Genomic DNA, 16,212 nt, shown 5'->3' on the forward strand with positions numbered 1-16,212 from the left:
CTCCTAAATGTTAGTGTGCACGCGACAGCATCGCCGCCACGCCGCGCAGTGCCGGATACTGCTCGGTGATCAAATATGTCGGGATGCGGGCCAGGTATCCGCCCAGCCGTCCCTTGTCCTCGAACCGCTGGCGGAACGCCGACTGCGCGAACAGCGCTCCGAAGCGCGGCACGATCCCCCCGCCAATATACATCCCGCCGGTGGCGCCAAGGGTCAGCGCCACGTTGCCGGCAACGCTGCCCAGAATCGCGCAGAAGGAGTCTACCGTGCGGCGCGCGTCAGCGCAGCTTCCATCGAGCGCCGCCGAGGTGATGTCAGCGGCGCCAGCCTGCTTGCCTGACAGCGCGCGGTGAATCAGCTCCAGTCCCCTGCCGGAGAGCAGGCGCTCGGCCGAAACGTGGCCGTACTCGTTCCACAGCATGTCGAGGATCGCGTATTCCTCGCGGTTGGCTGGCGCGAAGCTGACGTGGCCGCCCTCGCCGGCCAGCGCTATCCATTCGGTCCCGGCAGGTATCACGCCCGAGACGCCCAGCCCGGTTCCCGGTCCAATCAGTCCCATCGGGCGCGCTGCCAGTTCGACGCCGCCGCCGATGCGGGTGCGCTGCGACGGCGCCAGGTAGGGAAGCGACATCGCCAGCGCGGCGAAGTCGTTCACGACCAGCAGCGTGTCGAGCGCGCGCTCCGTTCGCAGCTTGGAAATCGAAAAGCTCCAGTGGTGATTGGTCATGCTGACCAGGTCGTCCTCCACAGGATTGGCGATCGCGATCCCTGCACGGCGCACCGACTGTACTTCCGCACCGCGCCGGGCTGCGCCTTCCAGGTAAGCGGTCATGGCGTCGCCAAGCGTGGCATGGGCGGCGCAGGATAACACCTCGATGTGCTCGAGCTGCCCGTCATCGGACTGCAGCGCGAAGCGCGCGTTGGTGCCGCCGATATCGGCCAGCATGCGCAGGCTCATGGCAGGTCCTCGCAGCGCACGGCGTCGGCGTCGGCGGCGGCGCCACCGAGAATCTCGATATTGGCGAAGGAGGCCGCGAAAGCGGCGTCGCTGGCGACGCCAAACGGCGCAACGACACGCGCCAGCTCGACGCCTTTCGCGACGAAGCAGGACAGCGGAATCTTGACGCTTTGCTTGCCCTTGCCGGCCAGGCGCTTGAACAGCGCGGTCGCGTCCAGCGGCGTGCCGCATGCCGGTGCGCACTGCATCGCGATGGTGACTTTGCCGGCTGGCGCTGCGCTAACGATGGTGTCGAAGCGCAGCACGCCGCCTGCCAACGCTTGCGCCGGCGGGGATATCGCACGCTCGCCGCGCGCTTCCAGCGTGGCCGGGCCGGTCCAGGTCAGCAGCTTGGCGTCCTGCTGGGTGTTGATCTGCGCGGTCTGCGCGGTCACGCCAGGCAGCGCGATGGTGGCATTGAGGTCGTCGCCAAGCGGCTTGACGGCTTCGCCGCTGCGGATGGCGAGCGGGAAGCTGGCGCGGTCAGGCTGGCCGAAGACCGGATAACTGTTGGTGACGCCGCAGCCGCCCGGCGCGTACGACGCATCCAGCTTGTCCAGCCGCGAGCGGGTCGCGTTCTTCAGGCCGTAGCCATAAGTGAACAGCGGCGCGTAGCCGGCGTCGCCAACGTTAAGGCTGGTCTGGCACGCCGACTTCGGCCACGAGAACGACAGCTTGCCGGTGAAATCGTATTTTTTCGCGCCAGCCACCAGCAAGTCGGACACGCCCTTGCCTTCGGTGCCGGGCAGCCATGCCGCGATGAACACGTCCGACAGATTGAGCAGGTCGTTGACGAACAGCGGGCGGCCGGACACCATCACGGTGATTACCGGCTTGCCCTTGCCCGCTACCGCTTCCAGCACGGCCAGGTCTTCGGGATGGCGGCTGCTGTGGCGCAGCGTGCCGGATGGTCCAATGTCGCCATCTCCTTCCGCATACGGGCGTTCTCCAATCACGGCGATCACCGCGTCGAAGCGCGACACGTCGGCATCGCGACCATCGGCGCTGTACGTGACGTTGTCAGCGCCAGCGGCTTCACGGATGCCCGACAGGATGGTGTCGGCGTTCGGGAAGTCGGCATTGGTATTGTCGGTACCCTGCCAGGTCAGCGACCAGCCGCCGGCCTGGTTGGACATGTTGTCGGCGTTTTTGCCGACCACGAGGATCTTCTTGCCTTTTGCGAGCGGCAGCGCAGGACCTTCGTTCTTGAGCAGCACCAGCGACGAACGCACGGCGCGGCGCGCCAGTGCGCGGGCTTCCAGCGCCTCGGCCTTGCCGGCGTGGGCATTCTGCGACGGACGCTTGCCGAACAGGCCGGCGCGCAGCTTGACGCGCAGGATGCGGGTTACCGCGTCGTCGATGCGCGACATCGGGATTTCCCCGGCATTCACCTGCCTGGTCGTATTGGCGATGAAGGCTTTCCAGTCGTCCGGCACCATGAACATGTCGATGCCGGCATTGACCGCCTGCGCGCAGCTGTCGTTGGTGCAGCCCGGTACTTCGGCGATGCCGTTCCAGTCGCTGACGATGAAGCCGTCGAAGCCCAGCTTGGCCTTGAGGATATCGTTCATCACCGCGCGGCTGCCGTGCATTTTTCCGTAGAGGACGCCGGCGTCGACATCGTGCCAGCTGTTGAACGAGGCCATGACGGTCTGGGCCCCGGCCTTCAGCGCAGGATAATAGCCCTGGCCATGAATGTTCATCATCTGTGCCGCGCTGGCCTTGGTGACGCCGCGGTCCTTGCCGTGTTCGGTGCCGCCGTCGCCGATGAAATGCTTGGCGCTGGCCACCACGTTGGCGTCGCTCTTGAAGCTGCCCTGCAGGCCGCGCACGTACGGCCCGGCGTAGCTGTTGACCAGCATCGGGTCTTCCGAGAAGCTCTCATAGGTGCGCCCCCAGCGGTCGTCGCGTACCACGGCCAGGGTCGGCCCGAACACCCAGGCGATGCCTGTCGCGCGCACCGCCTTGGCGGTGGCCGCGCCGATCTCGCGCACCAGGCCCGGGTCGCGCGCCGCGCCGAGGCCGATATTGTGCGGGAAGATGGTCGCGCCAAACACATTGTTATTGCCGTGTACGGCGTCGATGCCCCAGATGACCGGCACCTTGACCGCCATGTCGGTCGCCATCGACGCGTCGTGGTACTTGTCAGCCAGCGCCACCCAGTCGGCGGCAGTGGCGCGCTTGTTCAGGTTTGGCCAGCTGCCGCCGCCATTGAGTACCGAGCCAAGATAGTATGTGGTGACATCGGCCGGCGTGGCGCTCTTGATTTCGGGCTGGGTCATCTGGCCGATCTTCTGCGCCAGGGTCATCTTGGCGACGATGGCGGCCACCCGCGCTTCAAGCGCGGCATCCTTGCGGATCTCGCTTTGCACCTTCGGCCAGTCGGCCAGCGGCGCGGCGAAGGCCGGGGCCATGGCGGCGGCGACGGCAAATCCCATCAAACGTAGCTTGGTGTTCATTTCGGTGTCCCTGTCGTTATTGTTTGTTGTTGAGGAAGGCGCTGTACCACTTGCCGCTCGCCTTGAGGCGCCGCTGCTGCGTGGCGTAGTCGATGTGGACCAGCCCGAAGCGGCGCAGGTAGCCCTCCGCCCATTCGAAGTTGTCGATCAGGCTCCAGGCAAAGTAGCCCTTCACCTTGACGCCTGCCGCAATCGCATCCTTCATCGCCGCCAGGTGGCGCTGCAGGTAGCTGCGGCGGCCGGCGTCGTCGATCTCGCCATCGGCCCCGACTTCATCGTCGTAGCAGGAGCCGTTCTCGGTGATGTACATGTCGCCCGGCTGGTAGTCGCTGGCGATGCGGGCCAGCAGTTCCGTCATGCCTTGCGGTGCGACTTCCCAGCCCAGCGCGGTCGTTTCCACGCCGGCCGGGGGCAGTACCTGCGCGGACAGCGGCGCGTGGCCTGGAGCGTCGGCGATCGTCTCCGGGAAGTAGTAGTTCACGCCAAGGAAGTCGGTCGGCACGGCGATCGCCTCCATGTCGCCCGCCAGCACGGCCGGTGCCGCGGCGCCAATGTCGGCCATCGTCGAGGCCGGATAACCGCGGCCATACAGCGGGTCGAGGAACCAGCGGTAGCGCAAGCCGTCGTGGCGAAGCGTGGCCGCCTGGTCGGCGGCGCTGTCGCTGGCCGCCCGCACCGGATGGAGGCTGAGCGAAATGCCGACCTTCGCGTCCGGCACATTGGCGCGGATCAGCGGCACCGCCTTGCCGTGCGAGAGCAGCACGTGGTGGCACACCTGCAGCGCGGTCTTGAAGTCGGTCAGCCCGGGCGCATGCAGGCCCTCGAAGTTGCCGATCATGGACGTGCACCATGGCTCGTTGTGGGTGATCCAGTGCTGCACGCGGTCACCCAGGCGGCGCGTCATCGCGTCGACGAATTCGAGATAGGCATCGACGGTTGCGCGCTCGTTCCAGCCGCCCAGGTCCTGCAAGTACTGCGGCAGGTCCCAGTGGTACAGCGTGGCCCAGGGCTGGATGCCGCGTTCCAGCATGCCGTCGACCAGGCGCGAGTAGAAGTCCAGGCCGCGCTGGTTCGGCTTGCCGCCGACTTCGGAAAAAATGCGCGGCCAGGCGATCGAAAAACGGTAGGCCTGCAGGCCCATGCCGCGCGCGATGTCGAGGTCTTCCGGCCAGCGGTGGTAGTGGTCGCAGGCGACCGAACCGTTCGAGCCGTCGCGCACCTTGCCCGGCGTGGCGGCGAAACGGTCCCAGATCGATTCGACCCGGCCGTCTTCGGCCCCCGCACCCTCGATCTGGTACGACGACGTCGCGCAGCCCCACAGGAAGTCGTGGGCGAAGTCGGCGCGGGACAAGGATGTTGGCGCGTTGCTGGTAGGTGTCGTCATGTCAGTGGTTCGGTTAACGTGCATTCGGTCAGAAAATGGAAAGCTTTCCAGTTACAGCTTAAAAAAAAGCCCGCCAACCGGCGGAGCGGAATTCATTTAACTTTTCGCTTCGCCGCTGCGCCGGCCTTGGCGAGCGAGGCACGCAGGGTCACCGTGGTCGGATAGCTGCGTTCGACCGGACGATCCAGGCCATAGCAGCGGTTAAGCAGCGCGTTCAGGCCATTGAGCGTCATCTCGCGCCATGGCATATGCACCGACGTCAGGCGCGGCGCCGAAAACGCTGCGCTTGGGGTGTCGTCGTAGCCGATCACCGACAGGTCGTGCGGCACGCGGATGCCGGCCTCCTGGAAGTACGACAGCGCGCCTACCGCCATTTCATCGTTGGCGCAGAACAGGGCGGTGCAGTTGCGGCCCGATTCAACCAGCTCCCTGGCCGCATTCCAGCCGCCGGCCGGCGAGAAGTCGCTTTCGGCGACCCACATCTTCTTGGTGTCGATGCCGTTTGCGTCCAGTTCGTCCATGAAGCCGGCGATACGCTCGATGTTATCCTCGAGGACGGACGGGCCGGCGAATACGGCGATGTCGCGGTGCTTGTGGTCGAGCAGCGCGCGCGCCGCCAGCTTGCCGCCCAGCCGATGGTCTACCAGGAAGCACTGCTCCGGCATGCTGGTGAAATTATGGTTCAACGCGACCATGCGGTCGCGCTTGACGCCGAGCGCGGTCACATCTTCTTCCAGCAGTGCGCTGGTCATCACGATCAGGCCGTCGCAGCCGCGCTCCATCAGGAATTCGACGCCTTCAATGGCCTGGCGGCGCTCGTTGCCGAGGCCGACGCCGAAGGCGACCACCATGTGCAGGCCGACGGCGCGCAGCTCGGTGTCGATGATCTGCAGGATCGGCGTGTAGAAGGTACCGCTAAGGACGGGGATGTACACACCGATCATCTTGCTCGATCCGGACAGCAGCGCGCGGGCGGCGTGCGAGGGACGGAACCCCAGCTCGTCGATCGCCTTCTTGACGCGCGCCAGCGTGGCGGGCGATACCGAGCCCTTGCCGCTCACGACGCGCGAGGCGGTTCCGAGGCCGACTCCGGCCAGGCGCGCTACATCTTTGATAGTGGCCACAAACAATCCTTAAGCTGATCGGCACAATGAAAACAGGTGAAGCATACTTCATGCGTGGCGCCGCCGCACGCGGAGATCACCGGCGCTTCCCGGTGTGCGGATCGAACAGCGACACCCGCGCCGCATCGACCGTGAAGCTTACTGCCTGGCCCGGTGCGAAGTGCTGCTGGTCCGGCGCGATCGACGACAGCAAGTGTCCGCCGCAGTCGATCCAGACCACCTGGTGGTTCCCCATCGGCTCGACCAGCGCGACCGATCCGGCCAGCGCGCCGTGCGCATCGATAGCGACGTGTTCCGGACGCACGCCCAGCACCGCTGCGCCGGCTTCCGCCTGCTCGCCCAGCGCCAGCGACATCGCTCCGGCGCCGAAGCGGCCGTTTGGGTCGATGTCGCCATCGATGAAGTTCATCGCCGGCGAACCGAGGAAGCCAGCCACAAAGCGGTTGGCCGGGCGCTGGTAGACCTCGGCCGGGGTGCCCGTCTGCTGGACCTCGCCGCCCTGCATCACCACGATGCGGGTGGCCAGCGTCATCGCCTCGACCTGGTCGTGGGTCACGTAGATCATGGTCGAACGCAGGCGTTGGTGCAGCAGCTTGAGTTCGCGGCGCAGTTCGGCGCGCAGCTTGGCGTCGAGGTTCGACAGCGGCTCGTCGAACAGGAACACGCTCGCTTCGCGCACCAGCGCGCGCCCGATCGCCACGCGCTGGCGCTGGCCGCCCGAAAGCTGGGCCGGCTTCTTGCCCAGCACGGCCTCCAGCTGCAGCATCTCGGCGGCGCGGCCGACGCGGCGCGCGATCTCGGCCTTCGGCGTGCCGGCGATCTTCAGGCCGAACGACATGTTGTCCTTGACGGTCATGGTCGGATACAGCGCGTACGACTGGAACACCATGCCGATGCCGCGCTCGCTCGGATCGGTGAAGCGCATGTCGCGCCCGCCGATCTCGATGGCGCCGCTGCCGGCGTCGATCAAGCCCGCGATACTGTGCAGCAGGGTCGACTTGCCGCAGCCCGAAGGCCCCAGCAGCACCAGGAACTCGCCCTGGTCGACCTGCAGGTCGAGGTCCTTGATGATGCTTGCACCACCCAGGTTGATCGACCAGTTACGTAAATGAACACTCGACATGCATCAGCCTTTCACAGCGCCGGCGGCGATGCCGCGCACGAACCAGCGGCCGGAGAAAAAATAGAGCGCCAGCGGAACCAGCGCGGTGAGGATGGTCGCCGCCATGTTGACGTTGTACAGGCGCTCGCCGGTGGTGGTGTTGATCACGTTATTGAGCTGCACCGTCATGGGCAGGTTGTCGCGGCCCGCGAACACCAGCCCGAGGATGTAATCGTTCCACACGCCGGTGACCTGCATGATCGCGGCGACGACAATGATAGGCACCGACATCGGCAGCATCACGTACAGGAAGATGCGCCAGAAGCCGCCGCCATCGATGCGCGCGGCCTGGAACAACTCGTGCGGCACCGAGGCGTAGTAATTCCGGAACAGCAGCGTCATGATCGGCATGCCGAACACCAGGTGCACCAGCACGATGGCCGGCAGCGATCCGAAGATGCCCATGCCGGCCAGCAGGCGCACCAGCGGGTAGATCATCACCTGCACCGGAATGAAGGCGCCGGCCAGCAGGATGCCGAACAGCAGGTTGGCGCCGCGCGGCTTCCAGAACGACAGCGCATAGCCGTTGATCGCGCCCAGCAGGATCGGCAGGATGGTGCTCGGCACCGTGATGGCGACGGAGTTCCAGAAGCCGGCGCGCACGCCTTCGCACGAGGCGCCGGTGCACACTTCGCTCCAGGCCTGGCGCCACGGCTCGAAGGTGAGGTTGGACGGCAGCGCGAAGATGCTGCCGAGCTGGATCTCGTCCATCGGCTTGAGCGAGGTGACCAGCATGACGTACAACGGCAGCAGGAAGAACAGCGCCGCGCTGAGGAGGAAAGCGTAGATGCCGATGCGCGCAGGAGTCAGCAGGCGCTTGCGCTGGCGGGCAGGCGCGCTCGCGCTGGCCGATACCAGGGGCTGGCCGGTGGCCGAATGGGTCATGCGCGCCTCCGGCGGCTGCGCGCGTAGGCGTATGGCGCCAGCAGCGCAAGCACAGGCACCAGCATCACGATCGCGCCGGCCGACGCCAGCCCGATGTTCGAGCGCAGGAACAAATGGTCCATGATGAACTTGGCCGGCACCTCGCTGGCCGTGCCCGGGCCGCCCTGGGTCATCGCCACTACCGCGTCGAACAGCTTGATGACGGCGGTCGACAGCAGCAGGAATACGGTGGCAATCGTCGGCCCCAGCATCGGCAGCACGATCGACAGGTAGACGCGCCAGGCAGGGATGCCATCGAGGCGCGCGGCTTTCCAGATTTCCGGGTCGATGCCGCGCAGGCCTGCCAGCATCAGCGCCATCACCAGCCCGGCGCCCTGCCACACGGTGGCGATGACGATGGTATAGATGGCCATGTCCTGGTCGATGATCCAGTCGAACTGGAACTCGCTGAAGCCAAGCTGGCGCACCGCCTGCTCGATGCCATTGCCCGGCGTGAGCATCCACTGCCATACCAGGCCGGTGGCGACAAACGACATCGCGTACGGATACAGGAAGATGGTGCGCAGCGCCCCTTCGCCGGTGACGTTCTGGTCGATGAACACGGCCAGCAAGAAACCGACGACGATGCAGGCGGCCACGAACAGCACGCCGTACACGGCCAGGTTATTGAGCGACAGCAGCCAGCGCTCATTCTCGAACAGGCGCGTGTACTGCGCCATGCCGACGAAATTATCGGAAGCGAAGGTGCGCGAGCTGGTGAATGAGACCTTGAGCGTCCACAGCAAGGTGCCGAGGTAGGCGACGATCACCGTCAGCGCCATCGGCAGCAGCGCGGCGTGCGGGGTCAGCCTGCCAAGTCTCAGCGCTTGCATCCGTGCCTCAGTTGCGCAGCGCGCTGGCGATGCGTTTCTGGGCCTGCTCGGGCGTCATGCGGGCCGAGTTCCAGTAGGCGGTCAGCACGTCCTGCAGCGCGCCGTTCTGGTCGGGCGTCAGGTAAACCTCGGAGACCCCGACATGGCGGCTGCGGTCCTTCATGATCGCGATGCCCTTGCGGGCGCAGGCGTCGGCCTTGCTGGCATCGACGTCGCTGCGCACCGGGATCGAGCCCTTGTGCTGGCTGAAGCTCAGCTGGGTGGCTGGCGCCACCACCACGCTGGCCAGCAGCTTCTGGGCCTGCACCGCTTTCGGGTTGCTGGTTTTCGGGAACACGAACACGTCGCCCTGGATCAGGTAGGGCGAAGCCGGCCCGAAACCGGCGATGCAGCCGTAGTGCTGGTCCGGCAGCTGGCGCGCGGCGGTGAATTCGCCCTTGACCCAGTCGCCCATGACCTGCACGCCGGCCTTGCCGTTGATGAGCATCGCGGTGGCGTCGTTCCAGTTGCGTCCCGGCGCGCCGGCATCGACGTAGCCACGCATGCGCTTGAAGGCGGCCAGCACCTTCTGGAAAGGCGCCGAGCCGATCGCGCGCTGGTCGCGGTCGCGCAGCACCTTCAGGTACAAGTCCTTGCCGCCGATGTTCGAGAGCAGCGCCGAGAACAGGATGGTCTCCTGCCATGACTGGCCGCCGTGCGCGAGCGGCACGATGCCGGCCGCCTTGAGCTTGTCGAGCGCGGCGAACAGCTCGTCGACGGTGGCCGGCTCCTTGGCGATCCCGGCCTTTTTGAACGCCGCCTTCGAATACCAGATCCAGGCCTGCATGTGGATGTTGAGCGGAACGGCGTAGTAATGCCCGTCCACCTTGATCACCTTGATGATCGGCTCGGGCAGCAGCTTGTCCCAGTTCTCCTTGCGCGCCACGTCGTCGACGTTGTTGAGCATGTCCTGTTCGATCACGTCGAGGAACTGCTTGGAGGTGTTGAACTGGGCGGCGGTAGGCGGGTTGCCGCCGACGATGCGGTTGATGGTCACGGCGCGCGACTGGTCGCCGCCGGCGATCGCGGTGTCGATCCAGACGCCGCCCGCGTTGCGGTAGGCTTGCGCGATCTGCCTGACGGCAGCCGATTCGCCGCCCGAGGTCCACCAGTGAATGACTTCCGCGGTAGGCTTGACTTGCGCCTGGGCCGCGGACGCAGCGAGGCAGGCGGCAGCCAGCGCCAGTTTATATGCTTGGTACATCTTGTCTCCGATCAAATCGCGTCATTGACGGCACGCTTTTGGAAACGTTACCATTGACTTTTCCCGACTATAGCATCAGGTGAAATTGAGTGTCAAACTAATAGTGCGAGCCTGCCAGGCGCCCGCGTTTCAGGGCCTTCTACGCTATAGTGGCGGCTATGCCAACATCGCCTCGGAGCCCCGGATGAAACCAGTATTGTCACCTACTTCGCCCGACATGCGTGAAGAAGGCGACGACGACGCGCTGGTCCGGGAACTTGGCCTCGAAGCGCGCGGCGCGCAGCTGATCAAGATGGAAGGGCGCGTGTTCGTGCGCTTCTCCGGCGTCGTCGAGACGGCGGGCCTTACCGTACCATACCAGCTGGTGCCGGGCCAGGGCGTGCTGGCAAAGCCGAGCAAGTGGCGCAAGATGGACCGCGACGCGCGCGCCGCGGTGCTGACCGAACGCGTTACCGACGCCGCCGCGCAGGAGCTGCACCGCAGCGCGGTCGATTTCGTCGAAGAGATTTACGAGGCGGCCGACGACGCCGGGCTCGACGCCCTCACCTTCCTGAATGTGCTCGACGAGCTGGAAACCTCGGAACCGGCGGAATTCGTGTTCGAGCGGATCCGCCAGCGCCTGGCCCACGCGGTCGAGCGCGAGCAGGAAGAACGCCACGCCGCGCGCACCAAGGAAAGCATCAACCTGGCCGAGTATCCGGCCACGTTTGAGGTGGCCAGCCGCATGCGGCGCCGCTTCATCGCCCTGCTCGGGCCGACCAATTCGGGCAAGACCCACAAGGCGATGGAAGCGCTGGCCAAGGCCCGAAGCGGCGTGTACCTGGCGCCCCTGCGCCTGCTGGCGCTGGAAAACTACGAGCGCCTGCTGGGTGTCGAACAGGCGGGCGAAGACCTCAAGGTCAGCCTGATCACCGGCGAGGAGCGGCGCGTGGTCGAAGGCGCGACCCACGTCGCCAGCACGGTCGAAATGCTCGATACCCGCAACGCGGTCGATGTGGCGGTCATCGACGAGATCCAGATGCTGGCCGACCGCGACCGCGGCGCGGCCTGGACGGCGGCCGTGTGCGGAGCGCCTGCCAATGTGGTGTACCTGGTCGGCGCGCCGGAAGCGCGGCGCGCGATCGAAGCGCTGGCCGAGCGCCTCGAATGCGAGCTGGAAGTGCATGTCCTGAAGCGCAAGGCGCCGCTGTCGATGGAGCCGGGCGCGGTGCGCAAGCTGCGCAACCTGCAGCGCGGCGACGCCGTGATCGCGTTCTCGCGCCGCGAAGTGCTGAAATGGCGCGACATGATCACCGACATGGGCCTGTCGGTCGCCACCGTCTACGGCAACCTGTCGCCGGAGGTGCGGCGCGCGCAGGCCGAGCGCTTTCGCGATGGCAGCGCCGACGTGGTGGTCGGCACCGACGCGCTGGCGATGGGCCTGAACCTGCCGATCTCGCGCATCGTGATGACCACCACGGTCAAGTTCAACGGCGTCGACGAAGAAGAAATTCCGGCCGCGCTGGCGCGCCAGATCGCCGGCCGCGCCGGCCGCTACGGCGTGCACGAGGAAGGCTTCGTGGCCGGCTACGACGACGAGACCCACGAGGTGATGCGCTCGCTGCTGAAGGAGAAGATCCCGCAGGTTGGCACCAGCGGTTTCGCGGTGGCGCCGTCGATCGAGCACCTGCACCGCATCGCTTCGGTCACCGGCGAGACCTCGCTGGTCAAGCTGCTCAAGCGCTTCGTGCACAACATCGACGTGCCGGACGGCTTCTTCTACCCGCGCATCACCGAGGAGCAGTCCGAGCGCGCGCTGTGGCTCGACACGCTGACCCTGTCGCTGGCCGAAAAATTCATGCTGTCGCTGGTGCCGGTCTCGACCAAGGTGCCGACGCTGCAAAGCGCATGGGAACACTGGTCGTATTCGCTGGCCAAGAAGAAGGTCTGCAAGCTGCAGCCGCATCCGAACGACCTGCTGGTCCAGAACCTGCAGGAGGTCGAGGACACCTGCCGCATGTATTCGGCATACGCGTGGCTCAGCTACCGGGTGCCCGAGTATTTCCCGAGTATCGCCCTGGCGCAGGACCTGGCGCGCGCGGCCTCGGAGCGGGTCGACTCGATCCTGCATGCGCAGAACGCGGCGGCGCGCAAGAAGCACAGCGGCGCCGTGAAACCGGGGGCGCACAAGCACGGTGGCGGCAAGCGGCGTTAAAATGCTGGCAATTCATCTACTCGGACCACGCCATGACCGCATCAGCCTTCACCGTCGACTTCGCCAACAAATTCGGCGCCAAGCGCCTGCCTGGCTACCTGGGCATCGAAATCACCCGCGTTGAAGGCGGCGAAGTCGGCGCCCGCATCGAGATCGGGCCGCATCACCTGGCGCCGAACGAGTTCCTGCACGCCGGCACCGTGGTCACGCTGGCCGATACCGCCGCCGGCTACGCCTGCATGGCCAACCTGCCGGAAGGCGCCAACAGCTTCACCACCATCGAACTGAAATCGAACCACCTGGGCACCGCGCGCGACGGCGCGATCGCGGCCCTGGCCAAGCCAGTGCACCTCGGCAGGACAACGCAGGTATGGGATGTGGTGGTGACGAATGAGGCGAACGGCAAGACGATCGCCTTGTTCCGTTGCACCCAGATGATTCTGTACCCGAAGTAAGCAACAAGCCGGCGCTTAGCCGGCCAGTTCTTTCTCCAGCAGCTTGTGGAGGTCGGCAAACTTCGGCTCGCCGACGTAGCGCTTGATGATCTTGCCGCTCTTGTCGATGACGAAGGTGGTCGGGGTCAGGGTGACGTCGCCGAACGACTTGGCGATATCGCCGCCCGAATCGAGCGCCACCGTGAACGGCAGCTTGCGCGTCTCGGTGAAGTTGACGACGTAGTCGGCGCGGTCATACTGCATCGCCACGGCCACGAATTCCAGCCCCTGTCCCTTGTACTTGTTGTACGTGTCGACCATCTGCGGCATTTCCTTGACGCAGGTGACGCAGGACGTCGCCCAGAAATTGACCATCACGACCTTGCCGCGCAGGCTTTCGGTGCTGACCTTCTGCCCCTTGAGGTCGATGAAGGTCACATCCGGCGCCGGCGTGGTCCGGGTCATGGCGACATAGCCGGCGACGGCCAGCGCGCCGATCAGCGCGCCAATGATCGGTGCCTTGCTGAAGCGGCGGGAACTGGTGTTGGCCATTGGCGGTGCCTTAAGAGCCAGTCGCGTTGGTGACCGGCGGCAATGCGCGCAGGTCGACGTCGTTGATGTACTCGAACACCTTGACGACTTTCAGGACGCCCGACACGCCGCGTGCGACATCGGTGCCGATCTGCGCTTCGCGCGGGGTGACGATGCCCATCAGGTAGACATTGCCGCGCTCGGTGACAACCTTGAACGAGTTGGCCGAAATGGTTTGCATGTCGACCAGGCTGGCCTTGACCTTGGCGGTGATCAGCGCGTCATTCGAGCGGGTGGTGTACTTGGTTGGCGCAGCGATTTCCAGTTCGTTGACCAGGCTGGTGACGCCGCCGACCGCGCGCACTTCGCGCTCGACCGCAGCCTTCATGCCTTCATCGCGCACTTCGCCCGACAGCAGTACCTTGCGGTTGAAGCTGCTGACGTTGACGTGGCCTTGTTCGCCGACGATGCTGCGGGCACGCGATTCGCCCTTCAGTGCGATCGCCTTGTCTTCGGTCTGCGCGCCGAGGGTACGGCGGTCGTTGGCGGAGACCGCCGTCATGACGGCGCCGCCGGCCACCAGGCCGACGCAACCGCTCAGTGTGGACAACAGCGCGACGCAGGCAAGGGCTTTCGCCACCGGACGCATCAGGGAACCAGGCTTATTCATTTACATCTCCTCCAAACAGGGCGACATCGATACCGTCGCAAATACAGTGAATCGTGAGCAGGTGGACTTCCTGCACGCGACAGGTACGGGAGTGCGACACGTTGATGTGCACGTCCGCGTCGGTGAGCATCTTGGCCAGTGCGCCGCCGTCCTTGCCGGTCATGGCAACGACACGCATTTCGCGCTCCAGCGCCGCTTCGACGGCGGCCAGCACGTTGGCCGAATTGCCCGAGGTCGAAATGGCCAGCAGCACGTCGCCGGCCTGGCCGAAGGCCTGCACCTGCTTGGAAAAGATTTCCTTGTAGCTGTAATCATTGCCGACGGCGGTCATGATCGAGGTGTCGGTGGTCAAGGCCAGTGCCGGCAGCGGGAAGCGTTCGCGCTCGAAACGGCCAACCAGTTCGGCCGCGAAGTGCTGGCAGTCGGCGGCCGAGCCGCCATTGCCGCAGGCGAGAATCTTGTTGCCGTTCGACAAAGCGCCGAACATCAGTTCGACGGCCTGCGAGATCGGTTGGGCGAGGGTGGTTGCCGATTGGAGCTTCAGGTCGGCGCTTTCCTGGAAGTGTGCAAGGATGCGTTGAGTATTCATAAGTGCCGATTATAGTGCAGCTAGAAAAAAAACCGGGCAAGTGCGGTTAAAAATGCTTACACCTCTATGGCGTCAGGCAACCATTCCAGGACCTCGCCATCGATGGTCACAACATCGATGCGGCACGCGGGCATGCGCGCAAAGCGCGTTAAATACAGCTGGGCCGCGCGGATGATGCGGCGTTTCTTGGCGGGCGTGATGCTTTCGGCGGCAGCGCCCGGCACCACGCCGCTGCGCTTGCGCACTTCGACGAACACCAGCGTGTCGCGCTCGCGCATGATCAGGTCGATTTCGCCAGCCTTGCAGCTGAAATTGGTATCGACCAGCGCCAGCCCCTGCTGCTGCAGGTAAGCGAGCGCTTGCTGTTCGCCCACCCGGCCCTGCTGCTGCTTCGCGCTGAGCCGGGCGGAGCACATGTTACTGGGTCAGGATGGCGCGGGTGGTGCCGGCCTGGAACACGGCGGCTGGGATGACTCGGGTGAACTGGGTGCTGCCGTCGCCGAACCTGGCCTTGAGCCTGCCGGTGACGCCGTCCAGTTCAAACGCGGTGCGGCCCAGGGCAACTTCCTTGGCTACACGGAAGGCATCGATGCCGAGGGCGTACAGGCGCTCCATGTCCAGTCCCAGCGGGGCGCCGGTCCAGCGCGGATACGCCATGACCGTGGCATTGTCGCTTTGCACGACCCATGGCAGGTCGAGCATGCGCATGCCGTCCAGTTCGGGCAGCGTATCGCCGGCCGCGACGCGCGAATTGACCGACGAGGCGCCGTAGAACGGCACGTGATTGCCGATGACACCGCGCACCTGGCGGGTCTGGAACGGATCGAGCGCGGCAAAAATCAGGCTCGGCGACTCGTTCTGGACCTTTGCGTTGAGCTTGCCGACGGCCATTTCGGTGTCGTAGGCGCTGCCCGACGCAAGTTCCACCAGCTGCGATTCGTGCCCAAGCTTGGCCCACGCGTCGGCAAACGCGGTGGCGATGCGGCGCTGCCATGCCGAGGCGCCTGACACGATCAGGGCGTTGGCGCCGGGCTGCTCCCTGCTGACCCAGGCTGCGGCCTGGCGCGCTTCGTCTTCGATCGACAGGCCGATGACCAGCATGTTGGGCGGTACCGGCGTGCCGGCATCGGGGTGGTTCAGCGCAATGGTCGGCTTGCGCGCGGCGGCGCTGCCGGCCACCGCATTGACGGCCGGGCGCGACAGCGGTCCGACGATGATGTCGCTATCCTGCGCCGCGCGCAGGTAGTCGTCGAGCGCTTCCTGGGCCCCGCCGTCGCCGGTTTCGATCAGGTTGACGGCGAAGCCGGCGCCCTCGAGCGCATGGGCGGCCATGAAGCCGGCGCGCAGGATCTCGGCCGGCTGCGCCAGCGTTGCCGAGCGCAGCGGCAGCATCAATCCCAGCGTGACCTGCCTGCCGGACGGCAGCGCCGGCTGGAGCGGCTGCGCGGACTGGCTGTCGGGCGAATCGATCGGCATGGTCTGCACGTCCGCTTCCTGGACTGCGGGCTGGACAGGTGGCGCAACGGCCGGCTGGGCCAGCGGCGCCCTTGTATTTGAATCAATTGGCGCGCACAATCGCCCCGACACGTCGCAAGGCGTACTGCAGGCGCCCAGCAGCGTCACGGCCATGGCGGCCAGCACGCCTTTCAGACTTTTTATTAGCATTTC

Annotated in this window: 15 protein-coding genes; 2 read left to right on the forward strand and 13 right to left on the reverse strand. The window is 65.7% G+C overall.

Annotated elements, in window-relative coordinates; translation table 11 throughout:
* Positions 1-10 precede the first annotated feature (10 nt).
* The 8 genes from I4X03_RS03355 to I4X03_RS03390 all read right to left on the reverse strand — a co-directional run bounded on the left by I4X03_RS03355 (position 11) and on the right by I4X03_RS03390 (position 10,126).
* On the reverse strand, positions 11-958 hold the full coding sequence (locus tag I4X03_RS03355; protein ID WP_223465601.1) for a glucokinase: 948 nt from the start codon (positions 956-958) through the stop codon (positions 11-13).
* Entirely contained in the window at positions 955-3,456 is a 2,502-nt protein-coding gene (locus tag I4X03_RS03360) for a glycoside hydrolase family 3 protein (RefSeq protein WP_223465608.1), read from the reverse strand. Before I4X03_RS03360 ends, I4X03_RS03355 begins: the two co-directional genes overlap by 4 nt.
* A gap of 16 nt (positions 3,457-3,472) precedes the next feature.
* A complete protein-coding gene (locus I4X03_RS03365; RefSeq protein WP_223465617.1) occupies positions 3,473-4,840 on the reverse strand; it encodes a GH1 family beta-glucosidase in 1,368 nt (455 codons plus the stop codon).
* 92 nt (positions 4,841-4,932) lie between these two features.
* Positions 4,933-5,964 (reverse strand): LacI family DNA-binding transcriptional regulator, encoded by a 1,032-nt coding sequence (locus I4X03_RS03370; protein ID WP_223465619.1) that lies wholly within the window; start codon positions 5,962-5,964, stop codon positions 4,933-4,935.
* Between the two features lie 76 nt (positions 5,965-6,040).
* Positions 6,041-7,087: an ABC transporter ATP-binding protein gene (locus I4X03_RS03375; protein ID WP_223465621.1), complete on the reverse strand. Its 1,047-nt coding sequence runs from the start codon at positions 7,085-7,087 to the stop codon at positions 6,041-6,043.
* A 3-nt stretch (positions 7,088-7,090) separates the two neighbouring features.
* Positions 7,091-8,011, reverse strand: a complete 921-nt coding sequence (locus I4X03_RS03380; protein WP_223465623.1) for a carbohydrate ABC transporter permease — start codon at positions 8,009-8,011, stop codon at positions 7,091-7,093.
* Positions 8,008-8,883 (reverse strand): carbohydrate ABC transporter permease, encoded by an 876-nt coding sequence (locus I4X03_RS03385; protein ID WP_223465625.1) that lies wholly within the window; start codon positions 8,881-8,883, stop codon positions 8,008-8,010. The genes I4X03_RS03380 and I4X03_RS03385 overlap by 4 nt, the downstream gene beginning before the upstream one ends.
* Positions 8,884-8,890: 7 nt before the next feature.
* Complete coding sequence (locus I4X03_RS03390) at positions 8,891-10,126, reverse strand: ABC transporter substrate-binding protein (RefSeq protein WP_223465627.1); 1,236 nt, start codon at positions 10,124-10,126, stop codon at positions 8,891-8,893.
* 184 nt (positions 10,127-10,310) lie between these two features.
* Here I4X03_RS03390 and I4X03_RS03395 point away from each other — a divergent pair, with 184 nt between their 5' ends.
* Together I4X03_RS03395 and I4X03_RS03400 are read left to right on the forward strand one after the other, a co-directional pair.
* Positions 10,311-12,320 (forward strand): helicase-related protein, encoded by a 2,010-nt coding sequence (locus tag I4X03_RS03395; RefSeq protein ID WP_223465629.1) that lies wholly within the window; start codon positions 10,311-10,313, stop codon positions 12,318-12,320.
* Between the two features lie 32 nt (positions 12,321-12,352).
* Entirely contained in the window at positions 12,353-12,775 is a 423-nt protein-coding gene (locus tag I4X03_RS03400) for a PaaI family thioesterase (protein ID WP_223465631.1), read from the forward strand.
* 15 nt (positions 12,776-12,790) lie between these two features.
* Here I4X03_RS03400 and I4X03_RS03405 read toward each other — a convergent pair whose 3' ends face one another.
* From I4X03_RS03405 to I4X03_RS03425, 5 genes are read right to left on the reverse strand one after another with little or no spacing between them, the layout of a single operon-like run.
* Positions 12,791-13,306 (reverse strand): peroxiredoxin family protein, encoded by a 516-nt coding sequence (locus I4X03_RS03405; RefSeq protein WP_223465633.1) that lies wholly within the window; start codon positions 13,304-13,306, stop codon positions 12,791-12,793.
* 10 nt (positions 13,307-13,316) lie between these two features.
* Positions 13,317-13,955, reverse strand: coding sequence for a BON domain-containing protein (locus tag I4X03_RS03410; protein ID WP_223465635.1), 639 nt, complete (start codon positions 13,953-13,955; stop codon positions 13,317-13,319).
* Positions 13,948-14,544, reverse strand: coding sequence for a phosphoheptose isomerase (locus tag I4X03_RS03415; RefSeq protein ID WP_223465637.1), 597 nt, complete (start codon positions 14,542-14,544; stop codon positions 13,948-13,950). The genes I4X03_RS03410 and I4X03_RS03415 overlap by 8 nt, the downstream gene beginning before the upstream one ends.
* A 56-nt stretch (positions 14,545-14,600) precedes the next feature.
* Positions 14,601-14,960: a YraN family protein gene (locus I4X03_RS03420; protein WP_223465639.1), complete on the reverse strand. Its 360-nt coding sequence runs from the start codon at positions 14,958-14,960 to the stop codon at positions 14,601-14,603.
* A gap of 1 nt (position 14,961) precedes the next feature.
* Complete coding sequence (locus I4X03_RS03425; protein ID WP_223465641.1) at positions 14,962-16,209, reverse strand: penicillin-binding protein activator; 1,248 nt, start codon at positions 16,207-16,209, stop codon at positions 14,962-14,964.
* Positions 16,210-16,212: the final 3 nt, after the last annotated feature.

Origin of the sequence: Massilia soli, assembly GCF_016809835.1 — a bacterium.
Classification (GTDB): domain Bacteria; phylum Pseudomonadota; class Gammaproteobacteria; order Burkholderiales; family Burkholderiaceae_D; genus Telluria_A; species Telluria_A soli.

Coding starts and splice junctions, on each gene's coding strand:
- I4X03_RS03355 (WP_223465601.1), bottom strand. CDS start 958: ATGAGCCTGCGCATGCTGGCCGATATCGGCGGCACCAACGCGCGCTTC.
- I4X03_RS03360 (WP_223465608.1), bottom strand. CDS start 3,456: ATGAACACCAAGCTACGTTTGATGGGATTTGCCGTCGCCGCCGCCATG.
- I4X03_RS03365 (WP_223465617.1), bottom strand. CDS start 4,840: ATGACGACACCTACCAGCAACGCGCCAACATCCTTGTCCCGCGCCGAC.
- I4X03_RS03375 (WP_223465621.1), bottom strand. CDS start 7,087: ATGTCGAGTGTTCATTTACGTAACTGGTCGATCAACCTGGGTGGTGCA.
- I4X03_RS03380 (WP_223465623.1), bottom strand. CDS start 8,011: ATGACCCATTCGGCCACCGGCCAGCCCCTGGTATCGGCCAGCGCGAGC.
- I4X03_RS03385 (WP_223465625.1), bottom strand. CDS start 8,883: ATGCAAGCGCTGAGACTTGGCAGGCTGACCCCGCACGCCGCGCTGCTG.
- I4X03_RS03390 (WP_223465627.1), bottom strand. CDS start 10,126: ATGTACCAAGCATATAAACTGGCGCTGGCTGCCGCCTGCCTCGCTGCG.
- I4X03_RS03395 (WP_223465629.1), top strand. CDS start 10,311: ATGAAACCAGTATTGTCACCTACTTCGCCCGACATGCGTGAAGAAGGC.
- I4X03_RS03400 (WP_223465631.1), top strand. CDS start 12,353: ATGACCGCATCAGCCTTCACCGTCGACTTCGCCAACAAATTCGGCGCC.
- I4X03_RS03405 (WP_223465633.1), bottom strand. CDS start 13,306: ATGGCCAACACCAGTTCCCGCCGCTTCAGCAAGGCACCGATCATTGGC.
- I4X03_RS03410 (WP_223465635.1), bottom strand. CDS start 13,955: ATGAATAAGCCTGGTTCCCTGATGCGTCCGGTGGCGAAAGCCCTTGCC.
- I4X03_RS03415 (WP_223465637.1), bottom strand. CDS start 14,544: ATGAATACTCAACGCATCCTTGCACACTTCCAGGAAAGCGCCGACCTG.
- I4X03_RS03420 (WP_223465639.1), bottom strand. CDS start 14,960: ATGTGCTCCGCCCGGCTCAGCGCGAAGCAGCAGCAGGGCCGGGTGGGC.
- I4X03_RS03425 (WP_223465641.1), bottom strand. CDS start 16,209: ATGCTAATAAAAAGTCTGAAAGGCGTGCTGGCCGCCATGGCCGTGACG.